The organism is Variovorax sp. PAMC28562 (genome assembly GCF_014303735.1).
Taxonomy (GTDB): Bacteria; Pseudomonadota; Gammaproteobacteria; order Burkholderiales; family Burkholderiaceae_C; genus Variovorax.
This window is the reverse complement of record NZ_CP060296.1, coordinates 3698204-3714462: the sequence shown is the minus strand read 5'-3', so window position 1 is coordinate 3714462 and position 16259 is coordinate 3698204. Positions and strand designations below refer to the sequence as shown.

The window sequence follows — 16259 nt, the reverse complement described above, 5'->3', positions numbered from 1 at the left end:
AGGATTGTCGGAATGAATAAAAACGTGCTCATCGTCGGTGTCAGCGGTGTCATTGGAAGTGCGCTTGCAGTGCATTTGCTCGCCGATGGCGCATCGGTCTATGGTCTCTCCCGCGGCAGAACGCCCGTCGCGGCCGGCGTGAAGCCCCTCACGGCAGACCTGACCGATCCCGTCGCGCTGGCTGAAGTTCTAGGCTCACTCGATGGCATCGAGTTTTCCAAAGTGTTCTTTACTGCCTGGGCGCGACAGGCGAACGAGAAAGAGAACATCCGCGTCAACGGCGCCATGGTGAGCAACGTGCTCGATGCCGTCGGGCCCGGCTTGCGCGGCGGCCATGCGGCACTGGTCACCGGACTCAAGCATTACCTCGGCCCCTTCGAGGCGTACGGCACCGGCAACGTGCCCATGACGCCGTTCCGCGAAGAGCAAGGGCGGCAGTCGGTCGACAACTTCTATTACGAACAAGAAGACAAGCTCTTCGCGGCCGCCGAGCGCCATGGCTTCGGCTGGAGCGTGCATCGGCCCCACACCATCATCGGGTTCGCCATAGGCAACGCGATGAACATGGGTGTGACGCTCGCCGTCTATGCCACGCTCTGCAGGGAGGCGGGCCAACCGTTCGTATTCCCGGGGTCTGCGGCGCAGTGGGAAAGCCTCACCGACATGACCGATGCGCGGCTGCTCGCCCGTCATCTCACATGGGCCTCAGACACCGCGGCAGCGCGCAATCAGGACTTCAACGTCGTCGACGGCGACGTGTTTCGCTGGAAATGGTTGTGGCCCCGGCTGGCTGAATACTTCGGCATCGAAGCCGCTGAATTCGACGGCACCATGCGCCCGTTGGCCGAGCGGATGCAAGGCTGCGCCGGGCAATGGAAGGAGATCGCCGAACGTCATAACTTGAAAGAGGCGAACGTCGACAACCTCGTGTCGTGGTGGCACACCGACGCAGACCTCGGCCGGCCGATGGAGGTGCTGGCCGACATGACCAAGAGTCGCAAGGCGGGATTCCTGGATTTCCAGAGCACGCCGGATGCGTTCACGGATTTGTTCGACAAGCTGAGGGCTGAGCGCGTGATTCCTTGACGGGTTCTCGATGAGCACCGTAGCTCTTCGACGGAACCGTCTGTAGATCTTGTCCACGATGTGGTGAGTTGAGGGTAAACCTTGTAGAGCAGCGTTCTTGCAGGCAATGTAATTAATGCCTCGATGGCATTCCGGTTGTCGCCACATTGTGGGGACTGGTTGGCGTGCCGATGTCCATTCAATTCGCAAGGAGCCTCCATGAAAAACCATCGCAAGGCGGTGCGTCAGCGCATCCAGTCAGGACCCACTCTCTGGATGGCGGGAGCGCAAGACGCACTGTCTGCACTGCTCGTCGACCGGTCGGATTTCGACGGCATCTTCACCACCGGATTCGGAATCTCAGCGGCGCTGTTGGGCCAGCCCGACGTGGAGATCTACACGCTCACGGAGAACGTGGCTGTCGTGGATCGCATCGTCAATCTGGTGAACAAGCCCGTGTTCGCCGATGCCGATACCGGCTATGGCAACGTGATCAACATGGCTCGCACGGTGCGCGAGTTCGAGAAGACGGGAGCGGTCGCCATTCAACTCGAAGACCAGTTCAGTCCCAAGCGATGTCCCGCAGCGGCATCGACCATGCCGGTGATTCCGGTGCGCGATGCCGTCGCAAAGATCAAGGCAGCGGTCGACGCGCGAACCGACCCTGACTTTTTGATCGTTGCGCGCACCGACGTGCTCGATCCGTCCGAGGCCATCGACCGATGCGCACAGTATGCGGAGGCGGGCGCCGATCTGATCCAGCCGATCTCGCGCACCTTCAGTCGCTACGAGGACCTGGTCAAGCTGAAAGAGGTGACGGGGCGTCGGCTGTCGTTGCAGCTGATGCAGGGTTTGTGGATGGCCGACCTCACGCGGGAACAGGTCGAGTCCGTCGCGGCCTTTGCGACCTATCCGCTGGTGACGTTGATGAGCACGGTCCATGCGCTGCAGGAAAACCTGCGGGTGATGGCGAGTCGCCGGGGCGGAGACATCGGCAGTCTTCCCTGCGGTCAGACGTCCATGCCGGCATTCAAGGATGTCATCGGCTGGAAGGCCATCGAGGAACGGCAGACGCACTACGAAATGATGACCTGAAGACGGTTACGAAAAAGTCGAGGTCAAGCGCAAGGTAGCGCTGTCACTTCTGCGTAGCGTCCGTTGCTGCCATGTCGCCGGATACCTTGGCAGCCGCCAAGGCAACCACAAGCTTCTCGACCTCCCGGTGCATCTGCCGCGCAATCTCCTGCCGGCGTTCCGGCAGCAGGCGCCCAGCGATCGCTGCCACGCTGATGGCCGCAACCGGGTTGTCGGGCGGAAATGCCACGCCGATCGATGCAGTGCCGGGCGTGACGGCGCCCTCCAGAAAGGAGTAGCCGCGCTTTCTGCCTTCGGCGATGGCGCCATACAGAAAATCGGCTGTAAACGACGCGAACTTTTCATAGCGATGGGCGTTCGCCTCGACCAGTGCGTGGGCTTCGGACGCGGGCAATGCACAGAGGATCGCCAGTCCGCCGGCACCGACGCCCAACGGTCTTCTCACCCCGATGTCCAGCGACAGCGACTTGATTGGGAAGTCGCCGAGTGCACGGTTGGCGCAAACAGCTTCCAGTCCGCTGCGCTCGCTCAGATAGACCGTGTCTTGCGTGAATTCAGCCAGGCGCTGCAATGTTGCATCGCACAGTTCAGCGAGCCTGTAGCGGGGGCGCGCAAGCAAGCCCAACTCATGCAGCAGCGGCCCGAGAAAGTACTTTTTGCTGTGCGGGTCGCGATCGAGCATCCCTTCCAACTCCAGTCTCCGAAGCATCCGAAAGCAGGTTGCTTCCGCCAGTCCAGAAGTGGCGACGACTTCGCCGACACGCATGCCGCGACGGCCACGCGAGGCGATCACGCGAAGCACGTCGACTACCCGTTCGATGCTCTGCGTACCGGATCTGGACTCTCCACCTTGTGGAGGGATTTTTGCCTGATCAGTTGCTGTTCGTGTTTTTGCGACCATCGCTCACATCATATGGAGTCCACATTGTGGTTGACTAACCAATAACCCTGAGTACGTCGAGTGCCGGTGACTCCTGGCATCGAGTCTATGAAGACGCTCAGCAAGTCGAACCGCCTGCTGGGCGATCACGGTGATCGAGTTGCCGGGCATCGGCGGCTCGGCACGCATCGATCCACGAAGCGCCGCGCACATTGCTGCTGTGATGGAGGAGGCCGCAGCGCTTCTTGGCATCGAAGCCACGACGCTGCTCGAGGCATTTCTCAGTGCCGATTGAGGCTCTACATTGTGGAGAAGTGATCGAACCCTCGGCTCGACCCATTCACTCCAAACTATAGGCCTGACACCTGGAATTCTTTCGCCACATTGTGGTGGCATGGACGTTTACCCTGTAAGGCGACCGATACGGCCTGCCTAACATCGACGCACAAAGAGACCACGGCGAAACAGATGAAGACATTCCGGATCGGCTCGTATCACGTGACGCGCATTGAAGAAATGCTGACGCCCGGTTTCAAGCCTGAGTTTCTCTTTCCTGACTACACGCCCGACATCTTCGAAGAGCACAAGGTGCTGTCGGCGACGCGGTTTTGGGACGAGCCCAGCCAGAAGGTCATGTCGAGCATGCACTCGTGGATGATCCGCGACGACAAGCACACCATCCTGATCGACACCGGCTGCGGCAACGACAAGACACGTGCGCTTCCGTTGTTCGAGCGCTTCCATCAACTGCATCTGCCGTACCTCGACCGGCTCACCGAATCCGGCGTGCGTCCCGAGGACGTGACGCTCGTGATCTGCACGCACCTGCACATCGATCACGTCGGCTGGAATACGAGATGGGTGGACGGCAAATGGGTGCCGACGTTTCCCAACGCAAAGTACATCTTCTCGCGCCGCGAATTCGAGCATTGGCATTCGCCGACCGGCGGCCATCTCACGATGCCGGAGAACATCGCGGTCATAGAAGACAGCGTGATGCCGGTCATTGAGGCCGGGCAAGCCGAGTTCATCGACGACGGTTCAAGGATCATCGAAGGCCTGTTTTTCCATGACGCGATCGGCCATACCGCCGGTCACGGCATGCTGAAGCTCGAATCCGGCAACGCCGCGGCGATCTTTCCCGGCGACTCGCTGCACCAGCCGATGCAGGTGTTTCGCCCCGACTGGAACAGCCGTTTTTGCGAGATGGCGAGCGAGGCTCGCGCCACGCGCCGCTCCATCCTCGACTACTGCCACGACCGCAACGCATTGCTGCTTCCTGCCCACTTCGGCGCGCCGCACGGCGGTTACGTGAAGCGCCATGCGGCCGGCTACGACTTCCGGCCTGCCGACGACCTCGTGGTGGCCGGCTGAGTCCGGTCTTCTCACATCGCACGGTCACCACAAAGATTCATTCCCAATGCCAAACGAATCCTTTCTCTCAGCGTTGTGCGACGCCGTGGGCTCCGCCCAGGTGCTGTCGGACAGCGTGACGTGCGAGTACTACGCCAACGACATCTTCTGGCAGCCGGGCATCGTGCCGATGTGCATCGTGTTGCCGCAAACGCAGGCGCAGGCCGTGGTTGCGGTCAAGACTGCAGCGGCGCACGAGATCGCCATCGTGCCGCGAGGCGGCGGCATGTCCTATACCAAGGGCTACCTGCCGGAGAGCACGCAAACCATCGTCATCGACACGCGCAAGCTGAACAAGGTGCTGGAGATCAACGTGCCCGACCGGTACATCACGGTCGAGGCCGGTTGCACCTGGGCGCAGGTGCACGAAGCGCTGAGGGCCACCGGCATGAACACCGGCTACTGGGGTCCGTTGTCTGGCATCAACGCCACGGTCGGCGGCGCGTTGTCTCAGAACAGCGCCTTCTTCGGATCGACCCTGCACGGGACTGTCGCCGCCAGCGTGCTGGGCGTGACCGTGCTGCTCGCCAGCGGCGAGGTCGTGACCACCGGGTCGGGCGGACGTGCGGGCACGAAGCCCTTCACCCGCTATGCAGGGCCGGACATGACGGGCCTGTTTCTCGGAGACACCGGCGCCTTCGGTCTGAAGCTCGGTGCCACGCTCAAGCTCGACGCGGCGCCCCAGCATCTGGACTACCTGGGTTTCGGCTTCGAAGACATGAAGTCGATGGCATTGGCCCAGGCCGAGATGAGCGCCGTACAGGCGATCTCCGAAGGTTTCGGCATCGACCGCGCCAAGGCGTTGAACTCGGCGAGCGTCAACAAGTTGTCAGACGGCGTGAAGATCCTGAGCAGTGTTGCGCGTTCGTCGAAAGGTTTGTTCCAGGGCATCAAGGATGCAGTGAACGTGGCGACGACCGGCGCGAACTACCTGGCCGACCATGCGTGTTCGCTGCACCTCGTTGTCGAGGGCAAGACGGCCGATGCGCTGACCGCCAACCTGGCAGCGCTGCGCGCCATCGGCCAGAAGCATGGCATCGAGATCGAGAACGCCGCAGCGCGGGTGATGCGCTCGCGTCCTTTCAACCCGGTGCGCGGCATGCTCGGCGCGGATGGTCAGCGTTGGGTCCCGATCCATGCGGTGTTCCCGATGAGCGAGACCGCGCGCGTGGTCGAGGCGAGTGCGGCGTACTTCGAGAGTCAGGCCCCAATGATGAAGCAGCACGGCATCATCCTGTCGCACCTCACCATGACCGTCGGCAACGAATTTTTCCTCGAACCGGCCTTCTACTGGCAGGACGAGATCACGCCGCTGCACCGCCAGAGTCTCGGTGACGACGTGGTCGGGCCATGGCTCGACCGTCCCGCCAATCTGCCTGCGCGTGAGGCAGTGATCGCCTTGCGCAAGGGCGTGCAGCAGGTCTACCTGGAACTGGGCGGTGTCAACTGGCAAATCGGCCGTGACTATCCGCTGCAACAAGTGATGCAGCCAGCGACCTGGAACATGCTCACGGCTATCAAGAGGGCACTCGACCCCAAGGGCCTCATGAATCCCGGCTCGCTCGGATTGCGCAACGCGGCCTGAGTCCACGCACGCCGAGCACTGAAAAACACTCTCGAACTGGAGACAAATCCATGAGTTTCACCATCACCGAAAAGATCCTCGCGCGCGTGTCGGGCCTGGCGTCCGTCAAGGCCGGCGACGAGGTCATGGCCAAGCCCGACTTCGTGCTGGCTTACGACTTCCCGGGCTACACCGACGTGATCTTCAAGCAGTTGAAAGACGACTTCGGCATCACCAAGATGCCCGAGCCGGAACGCTTCGGCATCTTCATCGACCATATGGTCCCAGCCATCTCGCCGGCTGAAGAAGAGCTGCACAAGGGCACGCGTGAATGGACCACCATCAACGACGTGAAGCTGTATGAACGCAAGGGCATCGGGCACCAGGTGTCGTCCGAAGTGGGCTACGCCACGCCAGGCGCGTTCGTGGTTCACTTCGACGGCCATGTGAGCCAGCTGGGCACCTTCGGCACGCTGGCCATGGGTCTCAGGCGCAACGTGCTCGAGGCCTTTGCACTGGAGCGGGTCTCGATCCGCGTGCCGCACACGACACGCGTCGATCTGGTCGGCAAGTTGCAGCCCGGCGTGATGGCGCGCGATGTGTTCCATCACCTGGTGCGTGTGCTGGGTGCGGCTTCATGTCGCTTCCAGGTGCTGGAGATCGGTGGGCCGGCGGTGGCCGACATGTCGAACGACGCCCTGCAAACCATCACCGGTCTGGCGATGTTCACCGGCGCCGTGACGGCCATCGTGAATCCCGATGCCAAGCGCCTCGAATACGCCATGCCGCGCGCCCGCATCGAGCTCGAACCCGTCTACAGCGACGAGGACGCGCACTACGCCGCGCGACACGAGATCGACCTGTCGACGCTCGAGCCCATCATCGTGATCCCGCCGAGTCCGGCCAATACACGCGACCTGAGCGACTACCTGAACCTCCCGGTTCATACAGGCTATCTGGGCTCCTGCGCCTCCGGTCGCATCGAAGACCTGCGCGCTGCTGCCCAGGTGCTGGCGGGCCGACAGGTCGCGCCGGGCTTTGCCTTGCACGTGGTGCCGACCAGCCAGGAAATCATGGCTGCCGCATCGCGGGAAGGTCTGCTGTCGGTGTTCGTCGAGGCCGGCGCCTTCGTGTCGTCGCCGTCGTGCGACTACTGCTTCGGCCGCATCGCGACGATGGCACCGGGCCAGCGCGCCGTATCCACCGGCACGCTCAATGTGCGCGGTCGCATGGGCAGCCCGGATTCGGAGATCTACCTGTGCAACGCCGCGGTGCTCGCGGCCTCTGCGGTCGAAGGCAAGATCGCCGACCCGCGTCCGTACCTCGCCGGTAACGGTTAACGGCCAAGGAGAAGAGCATGGCACTCATCAACCTGCGCGGCCGCGTGGCCTTCAAGTTCGACGAGATCGACTTCGACGTCGACCAAATCGTCGGCGTCAAGAACATCAAGACCACTAACATCGACGAGCTGAGCAAGGCCGCGATGCAGGAATACGACCCCGTCTTCGCCAGTCTGGTGAAGCCCGGCGATCTGCTGCTTGGCAACCACAACTTCGGCTACGGCCATCCTCACTATCCGCCGATGAAAGCCATGCGTCACATGGGCATCGCGGGCGTCATTGCCGAGTCGTTTTCTCCGGGCTACTGGCGCGGTGAAATCAGCATGGGCTTTCCGCAGGTGCCGTGCCCCGGCATCCTCCAGTTCGCCGAACGCTGGGACGAACTGGAAGTCGACTGGGCGGGCCACTGCGTGCGCAACCTGACGCAGGGTACCGAGATCGCTTTCGAGCCGCTGCCGCGCGCCGACCTCGACATGCTGGAAGCGGGCGGACTAGAGACCTATCTGAAGAAAAGATTTCTCGCCGACAAGACGCGGACTGTTCAACATGCGCAACCTTGAACAGCCGACCAAGACAACCACCCTGAGGAGACAAGAGATGAAAAGCTGGAACTTGAAGAATGTTTCGTTGGCAGGTGCAGCGCTGGCTGCATTGTTCGTCCATGTCGGACCGGTGTCCGCTCAGGGCCTCGCGCCGGGCGACTACAAGGTCGGATTCGTCACCGAGAACACCGGCGCCATCGCCTCGGCCGGCCAGTCCTACTGGAACGGCGCGCAGCTGGCAGCGGAGGAGGTCAAGACGCAGAAGTACCTTGGCGGCGCCTCGATCGTGCTGGACCCGAAGGAGAGCGGCAGCGATGCCGCCCGTGCCATCCAGGCGACCAATCAGTTCGTGGCCGACCCGTCGCTGCTGGCGATCAGCTGCTGCATTCTGTCTCCCGTTGCCGGCTCCCTGAAGCCGATCGTGACGGAGGCGAAGACACCGCTCGTGATCTTCGGCGCGACGGCGGCTGGCCTGCCGCAGCTGCCCTATGTCTACAGCATGACGATCCTGCCCGGCCCCAAAGATAAAGCCACCGCGCTCACGATCGTCGATGCGGTCAAGCCGAAGACCGCCGCCTACATCCTCGCGGCCGACAACGACGCTTTCAAGGGTCGCATGAACGCGACCCGCGAAGCGCTCGAGGCCAAGGGCGTGACCACCGCCGGGGTGGTCAGCGTGCTGACGAAGGACACGGACTTCACCGCGGCCGCTACGCAGGCCATGGGTCTGAAGGCCGACATCATCCTGGTCTATGCGACGCAGGGTGCTGCCGCCGGTGCCATCACCGCGCTGAAGGATCGCGGCTACGCCAAGACCATCGTCGGCAACGATGTGCTGTCGCCTGCTTCCATCTTCAAGAAGATGGGCGACTCGGTCGTCGGCGTACCGTTCCCGGTCAGCTTCTCCGACTCGATCGTGGAAACGCCAGAAGCCAAGGCTTTCGTCGCGGCTTACCAGAAGAAGTTCAACGCGGCGCCCGACATCTATTCGGCCCAGGGCTACCAGGTGGTTTGGTTCATCGCACAGGGGTTGAAGTCGCTGTCCGGCAAACCGACCCGCGAGGCGCTGGGCCAGGCACTGTCGAAGGTGACGAAGATCGACCATCAGGTCTATGGCGGGGAGGCCATGAACAACGGCCAGGCAGAGACGGCTGGCACGTTGGTGGTGGCTTGGTCTGCTGAAGGCAAGATCGTGCCCTGGGTCGCACCCAAGTAGGCGCGGGGTCATGCAACTCTTCATCGAGCAACTGATCAATGGTTGCGCGCTCGGTGCGCTTTACGCGCTGTTCGGCCTCGGTTTCGGGATCGTTTTTTCGACGCTTGGCATCCTGAATGCGGCGCACGGCAGCTATGCGAGCTGGGCCGCGATCGCGGCGCTGGCAGCGGTCGAACAGTTGAAGCTGCCTTTCCTGCCGGCACTGGTCGTTGGTGTCGTCGGGGGCGGGCTGCTCGCGGTCGTGGTCGACCAGATCGCCTTCCAGCCGCTACGCAAACGCGGCAGCGGCATGCTGGGCGCGCTCATTACCAGCATTGCGTTCTGGATCATTCTCGACAACCTGGCCGGTACCGCTACCGGGCAGCAGAGCCTGAGCTTTCCCCGCGGCAGCTATCCGGGGACCATGTTCCGCATCGGCGACATCCCCATTCCGGCGATGCAGCTCATCACGGTGGCGGTCATGCTCGTCGTGACCTTCGGCCTGCACATGCTCATTCGCCGCAGCCGCTTCGGTGCGGCCATGCGCGCGGTCGGCTGGAACCAGACGGCGGCCTCGTTAGGTGGCGTCAATCCGCGTTATGTCGTGATCGTCACCGCCTTCATTGCCGGTGCGACTTCAGGCCTGGCCGGCGTTCTCGGTGGCATCACCACGCACAACGTCTCGTTTCTGCTGGGCGAGGGCCTGCTGCTCAAGGGGTTCGCTGCTGTGGTGGTCGGCGGCTACGACGACGTTCGCGGCACCGCAGTCGCCGGTGTCGGGCTCGGTGTTCTGGAGGTGATGTCGGCGCAGTACCTGTCGTCGGGTCTGCGTGACGGCATCACCTATGCGCTGTTGCTGACTTTTCTGCTGGTACGACCGCGCGGCCTCTTCGGCAGTCTCGGTTTCTCTCGGCCTTGATTTCATACAAGCAACCATGCAAGCACTTGCCGATTTCTGGCGTACCTACCAAAGCACGGTCGCGTTCGCGATCGTCAATGCCTTCTTCGCACTCAGCACCTATTCCGTGCTGTCGGCAGGCATCCTGAGCTTCGCCACCGTGACCTATGCCGCCATCGGTGGCTTCGTGGGCGCGCGGCTGATTTTGCAGACGGGTCTCGATCCGCTGATCCTTTTGCCCGCGGCCATGGCGGCGGGCGCGCTCATGGCCTATGTGGTCGCCTTGATCTTTCTCAGGCTCGAAAGTCACTGGATGGCCCTGGCAAGCCTGGCGCTCATCCTGATCGTCCGCGTCGCAGTCATCAACGTGCCGAGTCTGACCGGCGGCGTCAACGGACTGAGCGTGCCGGTCACACTGCCGATCGGCGTTCTGGGCATCCTGCTGGCCCTAGCCATGATCGTGTTCTACCGGCTGTCGGTGTCGTGGTACGGCATCGCGGCGCAGGCGGTGCGCGAAGATCCGGCGGTTGCATCCAGCCTGGGCATCGCACCGCGCCGGATACAGACGATCGCGTTCGTGATTTCGGGGGCAGTCGGTGGCCTCGGCGGCATGTTGCTCGCCCTGGTCCTGCAGTTTCTTTCGCCCGACACTTACTTCGTGAACATCGCTTTCACCATGATCGCGGCCGTGGTGCTGGGGGGGTCGTATCACTGGATCGGTTCGATCATCGGGGCGGCGGTGTTCACTGCATTGCCGGTGATCGCGCAAGCCTTCGTGCCTCACTTCCAGGAAGTGGCGAACGGGGTCGTGTTGCTGCTGATCATGATCTTCCTGCCGCGAGGGCTGGTCGATCCGCGCGCCATTCGCTTGCGCCGCGCCGCACGCAATGCAAATGCAAATGCAAATGCAAATGCCGATGCAGACGGCGCGCCCGCAAAAGTAGCGTCAGCTGCCGGAGCCGCGCTTTGACTGCGATGAGCGTTGCATCCGATGTGCCGCTGCTGGCGGTCGAGGCCATCGGCAAGAACTTCGGCGGCGTCGCTGCCGTCTCCGGCCTGTCGATGACGGTCAAAGCGGGCAGCGTTGCAGGTGTCATGGGCCCGAACGGCGCCGGCAAGACGACGCTGGTCAATCTCATCAGCGGCTTGCTGCCATCGGACACCGGCACCATCCGCTTCGGCGGTGTCGAGATCCAGCGCAGTGCGGCATACGACATCGCTTCCCAGGGCATCGCCCGCACCTATCAGAACGTGCGGCTCTTCAGCGGCATGACGGTGCTGGAGCAGGTGATGGCGGGTTGCTATTTGCGGCGCGGCGCGTCGTTGTGGGCTTCGTTCCTTGGCCTGCCGAAGGCCCGCGCGGCACGGAAGGCGGTCGAGCTTCATGCCTACGAATTGCTGGAGCGCGTGCAGCTAGGCCGACAGGCGCATCTGCTGGCGGAAACGCTGTCGTATGGAGAACAGCGCCGGGTCGAGATCGCTCGTGCACTCGGCACCGGCCCGCGGCTTTTGCTGCTCGACGAGCCCACCGCCGGAATGAACGTGCAGGAATCGAACGAGATCGGAAGTCTCGTCCACAGCCTGCGCGACGGCGGACTGACGGTGCTGATGGTCGAGCACAACGTGCGGCTGGTCAAAGAATTCTGCGACCACGTCACGGTGATGAACTTCGGCCGCCTGCTTGCCCATGGAACACCCGCAGACTGCATGGCGCACCCCGATGTGCAGGCTGCTTACTTTGGAAACACTGCCGATGCTGACCGTATCCGCGCTCTGCGCTAGCTACGGCGCCATTCGCGCCGTTACCGACCTCAGTTTCGAGGTCCGGCCGCGCAGCATGGTCGCCATCCTCGGTGCCAACGGCGCGGGCAAATCGACCACGTTGCGCAGCATCGCGGGCCTGCATCGGCCGGTAAAGGGCTCGATCAAACTCGACGGTGAAGAGATCTCTGCGATGCCGGTGCATCGTGTCGTCCGGCGTGGGCTCGCGCTGGTGCCTGAAGGACGCATGGTGGTCGCGCCCCTCACGGTGGAAGAGAACCTGAAGCTCAGCAGCTACGCCGGGCGTGGCAACGCGAGCGACTTGATGGCGCGTGTCTATGACCTGTTTCCTCGTTTGAAGGAAAGGCGCGGCCAGATCGCGGGCCTCATGAGCGGCGGTGAGCAGCAGATGCTCGCCATCGGCCGCGCACTGATGACCGAGCCCAGCATGCTCGTGCTCGACGAACCGTCGATGGGATTGGCGCCATCGATCGTGGACCTGGTGTTCCAGGCGATCGTCACCCTGCATCGCGAGGGCCAGTCGATCCTGCTGGTCGAGCAGAACGCTGAGATCGCGTTGTCTGTCTGCGACTACGCCTATCTCATGAAGCGCGGGTCGATCGTGACGGAGGGAACGGTGGACGCGCTGCGCGCCGATGCCGGCGTGCTCGAGGCTTATCTGGCCTGAGGTTCCCGAGATTCGGCGCATCCGCGCGCCATGCATACTCGGACGCGCATGCCGTCATGCGCCTCCGGAACCCACTTTGTCATCCAAAGCCTATCGCGTCGCCCTGTCCGCATCGGGCGCCGCGCTCGGTGCCATCGCTGCCTACTGGGCGCTGCTCGCCGCCCGGCAGGGCCACATCCTGTTCGACACGCGCAAGTTGCCCGTCGTCGCCCTGTCCGGCGACTTTTCTACCTACTCGCACACCGTGCCGGGCGGCATGGTGCGCGGCTATGTCTATCACCCGCACGGCGAGGCTGCGCTGCAGGATCTGTTCGTCTACTTCGCTGGCCGCGGCGAGGATGTTCGTGCCACGGCCAAGGCACTGCATTGGCTGCCTGAAGGCTTCGGCTTTGCCGCGGTCAACTACCGGGGCATGGCGGACTCGGAAGGGCATCCGTCGGAGATCGCTTCTGTCGCCGATGCAGTGCAGTTGGCGAATCATTTGCGCAAGGCCTTTCCGCATGCGCGGTTGCATGTCGTCGGCCGCAGCTTGGGCTCCGGCGTGGCGATCCAGCTGGTGGCGCAGCAGAAGTTTTCGAGTCTGCAGCTGATCACGCCTTACGACTCCATGCTGGAGGTCGCCAAGAAGCGCTTTCCGCTGGTGCCGTTGTCGCTGTTATTGCGGCACCAGTTCAACTCGCTGGCGCATTGCATCGGCGTCGCTGCCAAGACGCAAGTGCTGCTGGCCGAGCGCGATGACGTCGTGTTGCCGGAGCGCTCCGCCAAGCTCATCGCGGCATGGCCGACTCCGGTGTCGGTGAGGACCATTGCGGGCTCGGACCATCACAGCATCATCGGGTTCGAGGAGACATGGCTTTTGCTGGTGGACTTCGCCTTGACCGCTGTGCTGGCGATGCCGGAGGCGGTATAGATCTCGCTTCCCTAGTACATCTTCACCATCGCCATAACGCTGTCTGCGCCCATTGCCCAACCTCAAGAATTTCCAGTTCGGCCTGATCGTCCCAGCCACGTGCGTGTTGCTGCTGCTGCACTTCGGTCAGGACTTTCTGAAGCCCATCGTCATCGCGGGTGTCTTGAGCCTGGTGCTGGCGCCGCTGGTGAGAAGACTCGCGGTCGCGGGCCTGGGTCGTACCGTGGCCACGCTGGTGTCGGTGGTGCTGGCGGCAGCGTGCGTGGCCTGGATCAGCGCGGTGCTGGCGATCCAGCTCGTCGCCGTCGCCGGCGATCTGCCCCAGTACACGGCGGCCATCAGCGGCAAGGTCGACGCGATCCGTGAGTTCACGATCCGCCCGTTCGAACGAATCGAGTCTGAACTCAAAGGAATGTTGCCGCAGAACGCGCCGCCCGACGCGACCGCACCGCGGCGTCAAGGCAGTCGGGCCACAGTGGTTGCGCCGCCGCCCGCACCGGCCGTCCAGGCACCGCAGTCGGCTGGGGAGCGGGTCACCAAACTGTTATCGACGCTATGGGGACCGGTCGGGCAGGCTGGCATCGTGTTCGTGCTGCTCGTTTTCACCCTGCTGGAGCACGAGTCGCTCAGTGACCGCTTCATCCGGCTGGTCGGCGAGGCGGAGCTGGGCACGACGGTGCAGGCACTGAGCGCGGCGGCGCAAGGCGTGTCGCGCTTCTTCCTGTCGCAATCGATCGTCAATGCGATCTTCGGCACCGTGGTCGGCGTGGGACTTTGGGCGATAGGGCTGCCGCATGCCGCGCTCTGGGGTTGCGTCGCCGCGCTGCTGCGATTCATCCCGTATGTGGGTGTGCTGGGCGCAGCCGCCCTGATCGCGGTGTTCGCGGCTGCGGTCGATCCGGGGTGGACGCTCGTGCTGGCCAGCCTCGGATTCTTCGGCGTGCTCGAACTCGTCTTCGCCAATGTGCTGGAGCCGCAGGTCTACGGGCACAGCACGGGTCTGGCCCCGCTGGCGGTCATCGTGTCCGCCTTGTTCTGGGGCGCGCTCTGGGGGCCGGTGGGACTGCTGTTGTCTACGCCGCTGACACTGTGTCTGGTGGTGATGGGCCGCCACGTCAAAGCACTGGCGCCGTTCACGATTCTTCTCAGCGATGCCCCGGGGCTGTCTGCCGGCCAGCGCTTCTATCAGCGCGCGCTGTCGGGCAATGCAGCCGTCAATCTGCAGGAGGCTCGTGCCTTTCTGCGGCGCAGCAGCTTCGCCAGGTACTGCGATCACGTGCTGTTTCCGGGGCTGGCACTCGGCGCGGCGGACTTTCGCATCGGGCGCATCGATCAGCTGCAGCGCGAGCGCATCCAGGCGAACATCGTCGCCTTGGCCGAATCGTTGTCGAGGGAGCGGCCGGCACGGCGCACGGCACGCCGTCGCGCGCCGACTTCGCTGGTCGACGCCAACATGGGCGCGCATCTGCGCCACATGCGCGAGGCTCGCCTCGGCCGGTGGCAAGGGCGGCTTGATGTGCCTTCGCGTTCGATCTTTCTGTGCATGGGCTTTGGCACGGACCGTGACGATCTGCTGATGGAACTGCTCGTCAGGGCGCTGCGGGAGGAGGGCGTGGACGCCCGGAGCGTTTCGGCGAACGAACCCCAAGACCCCGAGATGGCCGACAAGGCCAGTCTGGTGGGCACTGTCTTCCTCGTCTATCCACGGCAGGACGGGTTGGCGCAGTGGCGGCAGAAGGCGGCCGAGCTGCGCGCCGCGTTGCCGGACGCAATTCTTGCGACCGTCAAGCTGGCGCTCGACGATTCTTCCGTCGATGAAAAGCAGGTCGAGGACTTGATCGATCTGGTGCTCCACTCGTATTCCGAGGCGGAGGCGTTTGTGCTGGAGAGCAAACAGAAAACGGATGCCTTGTCCGTTGAGTGAGCGCGCGAGGCTGTTCTGCGAACTCTGAGCGATTCTTTTTTTACTGCGCCACGGTGATGCCGCGATTGCGAATCAGCGCGGGCCAGATGGCGCGTTCGGCAGCCATGTAGGCGCGGAGCAAGGTCGCATCGGCGGCCGCCGTTTCCCATCCCGCATCGTTGAGTTTGCGAGACACCTCGGGGACGCGCATGGCGGTTTGCAGTTCTGCGTTGAGTCGCTCCTGCATCGGCATGGGCGTCGCGGCCGGGGCCACCAGGCCGACGGTCGCATAGGCGTTCAGCGGGCCCGTCAGGTCGTACGGAACCGTCGGCATGTCGGGCAGTTGCGTCACTCGCCGCCCCGACATCGAAAGCACCGGAACGACAGCCGCACTCTTGATCGGGACGAGCCCGCCTGCCAGATCGACGACGAGCATCGGCACTTTGCCCGACACGACATCGGGCAGCGCCATGCCGGTGCCGCGGTAAGGCACGTGGGTCGCCACGAGACCGGTCTGGCTCTTGAGCAGTTCCATCGCAAGATGGTGCGGCGAGCCTTCGCCCGGCGATGCGTATTGAAGCGGTGGCGTACGGCCGGCCTTCGACGCCTTCAGGATCTGCTCGAAGCTGGTGAAGCCGGACTTGGGCGACACCACCAGCAGCAACGGCGTGCGGGCCATGAAGCCAATGAGCGCGAAGTCTTTGTCCGGGTCGTAAGGCAGTGTCTTGAACAGCGAGGCGTTGTAGACCAGGATGCCGTTGTCAGCGGTAAACAGGTTGCGGCCATCGGCGGCCGCACGCGCCGCGGCACCGGCGGCGAGCGTGCCGCCTTTGCCCGGCATGTTCACTACTTCGATGTCCTGCTTCATCTGGGAGCCGAGCTGCGCCGCAAGCACGCGCGTCACGAAATCGGCACCGCCGCCGGCCGGATAACCGACGATCCATTTCATCGCGCCGGGCGCTGGACTCTCCGCTGCGCCCACTGCTTGCGCGCATGCACCTGCAC

16 protein-coding genes are annotated in these 16259 nt (G+C 63.5%); 14 read left to right on the top strand and 2 right to left on the bottom strand.

What is annotated here, in order from left to right; all coding sequences use genetic code 11:
* Window positions 1–12: 12 nt before the first annotated feature.
* Entirely contained in the window at window positions 13–1086 is a 1074-nt protein-coding gene (locus tag H7F36_RS17425; protein ID WP_187051991.1) for an SDR family oxidoreductase, read from the top strand.
* Window positions 1087–1284: 198 nt separating this feature from the next.
* Window positions 1285–2160, top strand: coding sequence for an oxaloacetate decarboxylase (locus tag H7F36_RS17420; RefSeq protein ID WP_187051990.1), 876 nt, complete (start codon window positions 1285–1287; stop codon window positions 2158–2160).
* Between the two features lie 43 nt (window positions 2161–2203).
* Here the strand turns inward: H7F36_RS17420 and H7F36_RS17415 are convergent, their stop codons facing one another.
* Window positions 2204–2842, bottom strand: coding sequence for an IclR family transcriptional regulator (locus H7F36_RS17415; RefSeq protein ID WP_261802675.1), 639 nt, complete (start codon window positions 2840–2842; stop codon window positions 2204–2206).
* A gap of 358 nt (window positions 2843–3200) precedes the next feature.
* Between H7F36_RS17415 and H7F36_RS22300 the strand changes: the two genes are divergently transcribed.
* The 12 genes from H7F36_RS22300 to H7F36_RS17360 all read left to right on the top strand — a co-directional run bounded on the left by H7F36_RS22300 (window position 3201) and on the right by H7F36_RS17360 (window position 15275).
* Window positions 3201–3335, top strand: coding sequence for a hypothetical protein (locus tag H7F36_RS22300; RefSeq protein WP_261802357.1), 135 nt, complete (start codon window positions 3201–3203; stop codon window positions 3333–3335).
* 173 nt (window positions 3336–3508) lie between these two features.
* A complete protein-coding gene (locus tag H7F36_RS17410; RefSeq protein ID WP_187051988.1) occupies window positions 3509–4414 on the top strand; it encodes an MBL fold metallo-hydrolase in 906 nt (301 codons plus the stop codon).
* 46 nt (window positions 4415–4460) lie between these two features.
* Window positions 4461–6038: an FAD-binding oxidoreductase gene (locus tag H7F36_RS17405; protein WP_187051987.1), complete on the top strand. Its 1578-nt coding sequence runs from the start codon at window positions 4461–4463 to the stop codon at window positions 6036–6038.
* 50 nt (window positions 6039–6088) lie between these two features.
* On the top strand, window positions 6089–7357 hold the full coding sequence (locus tag H7F36_RS17400; RefSeq protein WP_187051986.1) for a 3-isopropylmalate dehydratase large subunit: 1269 nt from the start codon (window positions 6089–6091) through the stop codon (window positions 7355–7357).
* Window positions 7358–7374: 17 nt separating this feature from the next.
* The gene (locus tag H7F36_RS17395; RefSeq protein ID WP_187051985.1) at window positions 7375–7917 is read left to right on the top strand and encodes a 3-isopropylmalate dehydratase; all 543 of its coding nucleotides are present in this window, start codon (window positions 7375–7377) and stop codon (window positions 7915–7917) included.
* Window positions 7918–7954: 37 nt separating this feature from the next.
* Entirely contained in the window at window positions 7955–9115 is a 1161-nt protein-coding gene (locus H7F36_RS17390) for an ABC transporter substrate-binding protein (protein ID WP_187051984.1), read from the top strand.
* A gap of 10 nt (window positions 9116–9125) precedes the next feature.
* A complete protein-coding gene (locus H7F36_RS17385) occupies window positions 9126–10013 on the top strand; it encodes a branched-chain amino acid ABC transporter permease (RefSeq protein ID WP_187051983.1) in 888 nt (295 codons plus the stop codon).
* Window positions 10014–10029: 16 nt separating this feature from the next.
* Window positions 10030–10962, top strand: coding sequence for a branched-chain amino acid ABC transporter permease (locus H7F36_RS17380; RefSeq protein WP_187051982.1), 933 nt, complete (start codon window positions 10030–10032; stop codon window positions 10960–10962).
* Between the two features lie 5 nt (window positions 10963–10967).
* Window positions 10968–11774, top strand: a complete 807-nt coding sequence (locus H7F36_RS17375) for an ABC transporter ATP-binding protein (protein ID WP_187051981.1) — start codon at window positions 10968–10970, stop codon at window positions 11772–11774.
* Window positions 11746–12441 (top strand): ABC transporter ATP-binding protein, encoded by a 696-nt coding sequence (locus tag H7F36_RS17370; RefSeq protein WP_187051980.1) that lies wholly within the window; start codon window positions 11746–11748, stop codon window positions 12439–12441. Before H7F36_RS17375 ends, H7F36_RS17370 begins: the two co-directional genes overlap by 29 nt.
* A 76-nt stretch (window positions 12442–12517) precedes the next feature.
* A complete protein-coding gene (locus tag H7F36_RS17365) occupies window positions 12518–13351 on the top strand; it encodes an alpha/beta hydrolase (protein ID WP_261802356.1) in 834 nt (277 codons plus the stop codon).
* A 52-nt stretch (window positions 13352–13403) separates the two neighbouring features.
* Window positions 13404–15275, top strand: coding sequence for an AI-2E family transporter (locus tag H7F36_RS17360; RefSeq protein ID WP_261802355.1), 1872 nt, complete (start codon window positions 13404–13406; stop codon window positions 15273–15275).
* A 40-nt stretch (window positions 15276–15315) separates the two neighbouring features.
* Here H7F36_RS17360 and H7F36_RS17355 read toward each other — a convergent pair whose 3' ends face one another.
* A complete protein-coding gene (locus H7F36_RS17355; RefSeq protein WP_222620392.1) occupies window positions 15316–16203 on the bottom strand; it encodes a tripartite tricarboxylate transporter substrate-binding protein in 888 nt (295 codons plus the stop codon).
* Between the last annotated feature and the right edge of the window lie 56 nt (window positions 16204–16259).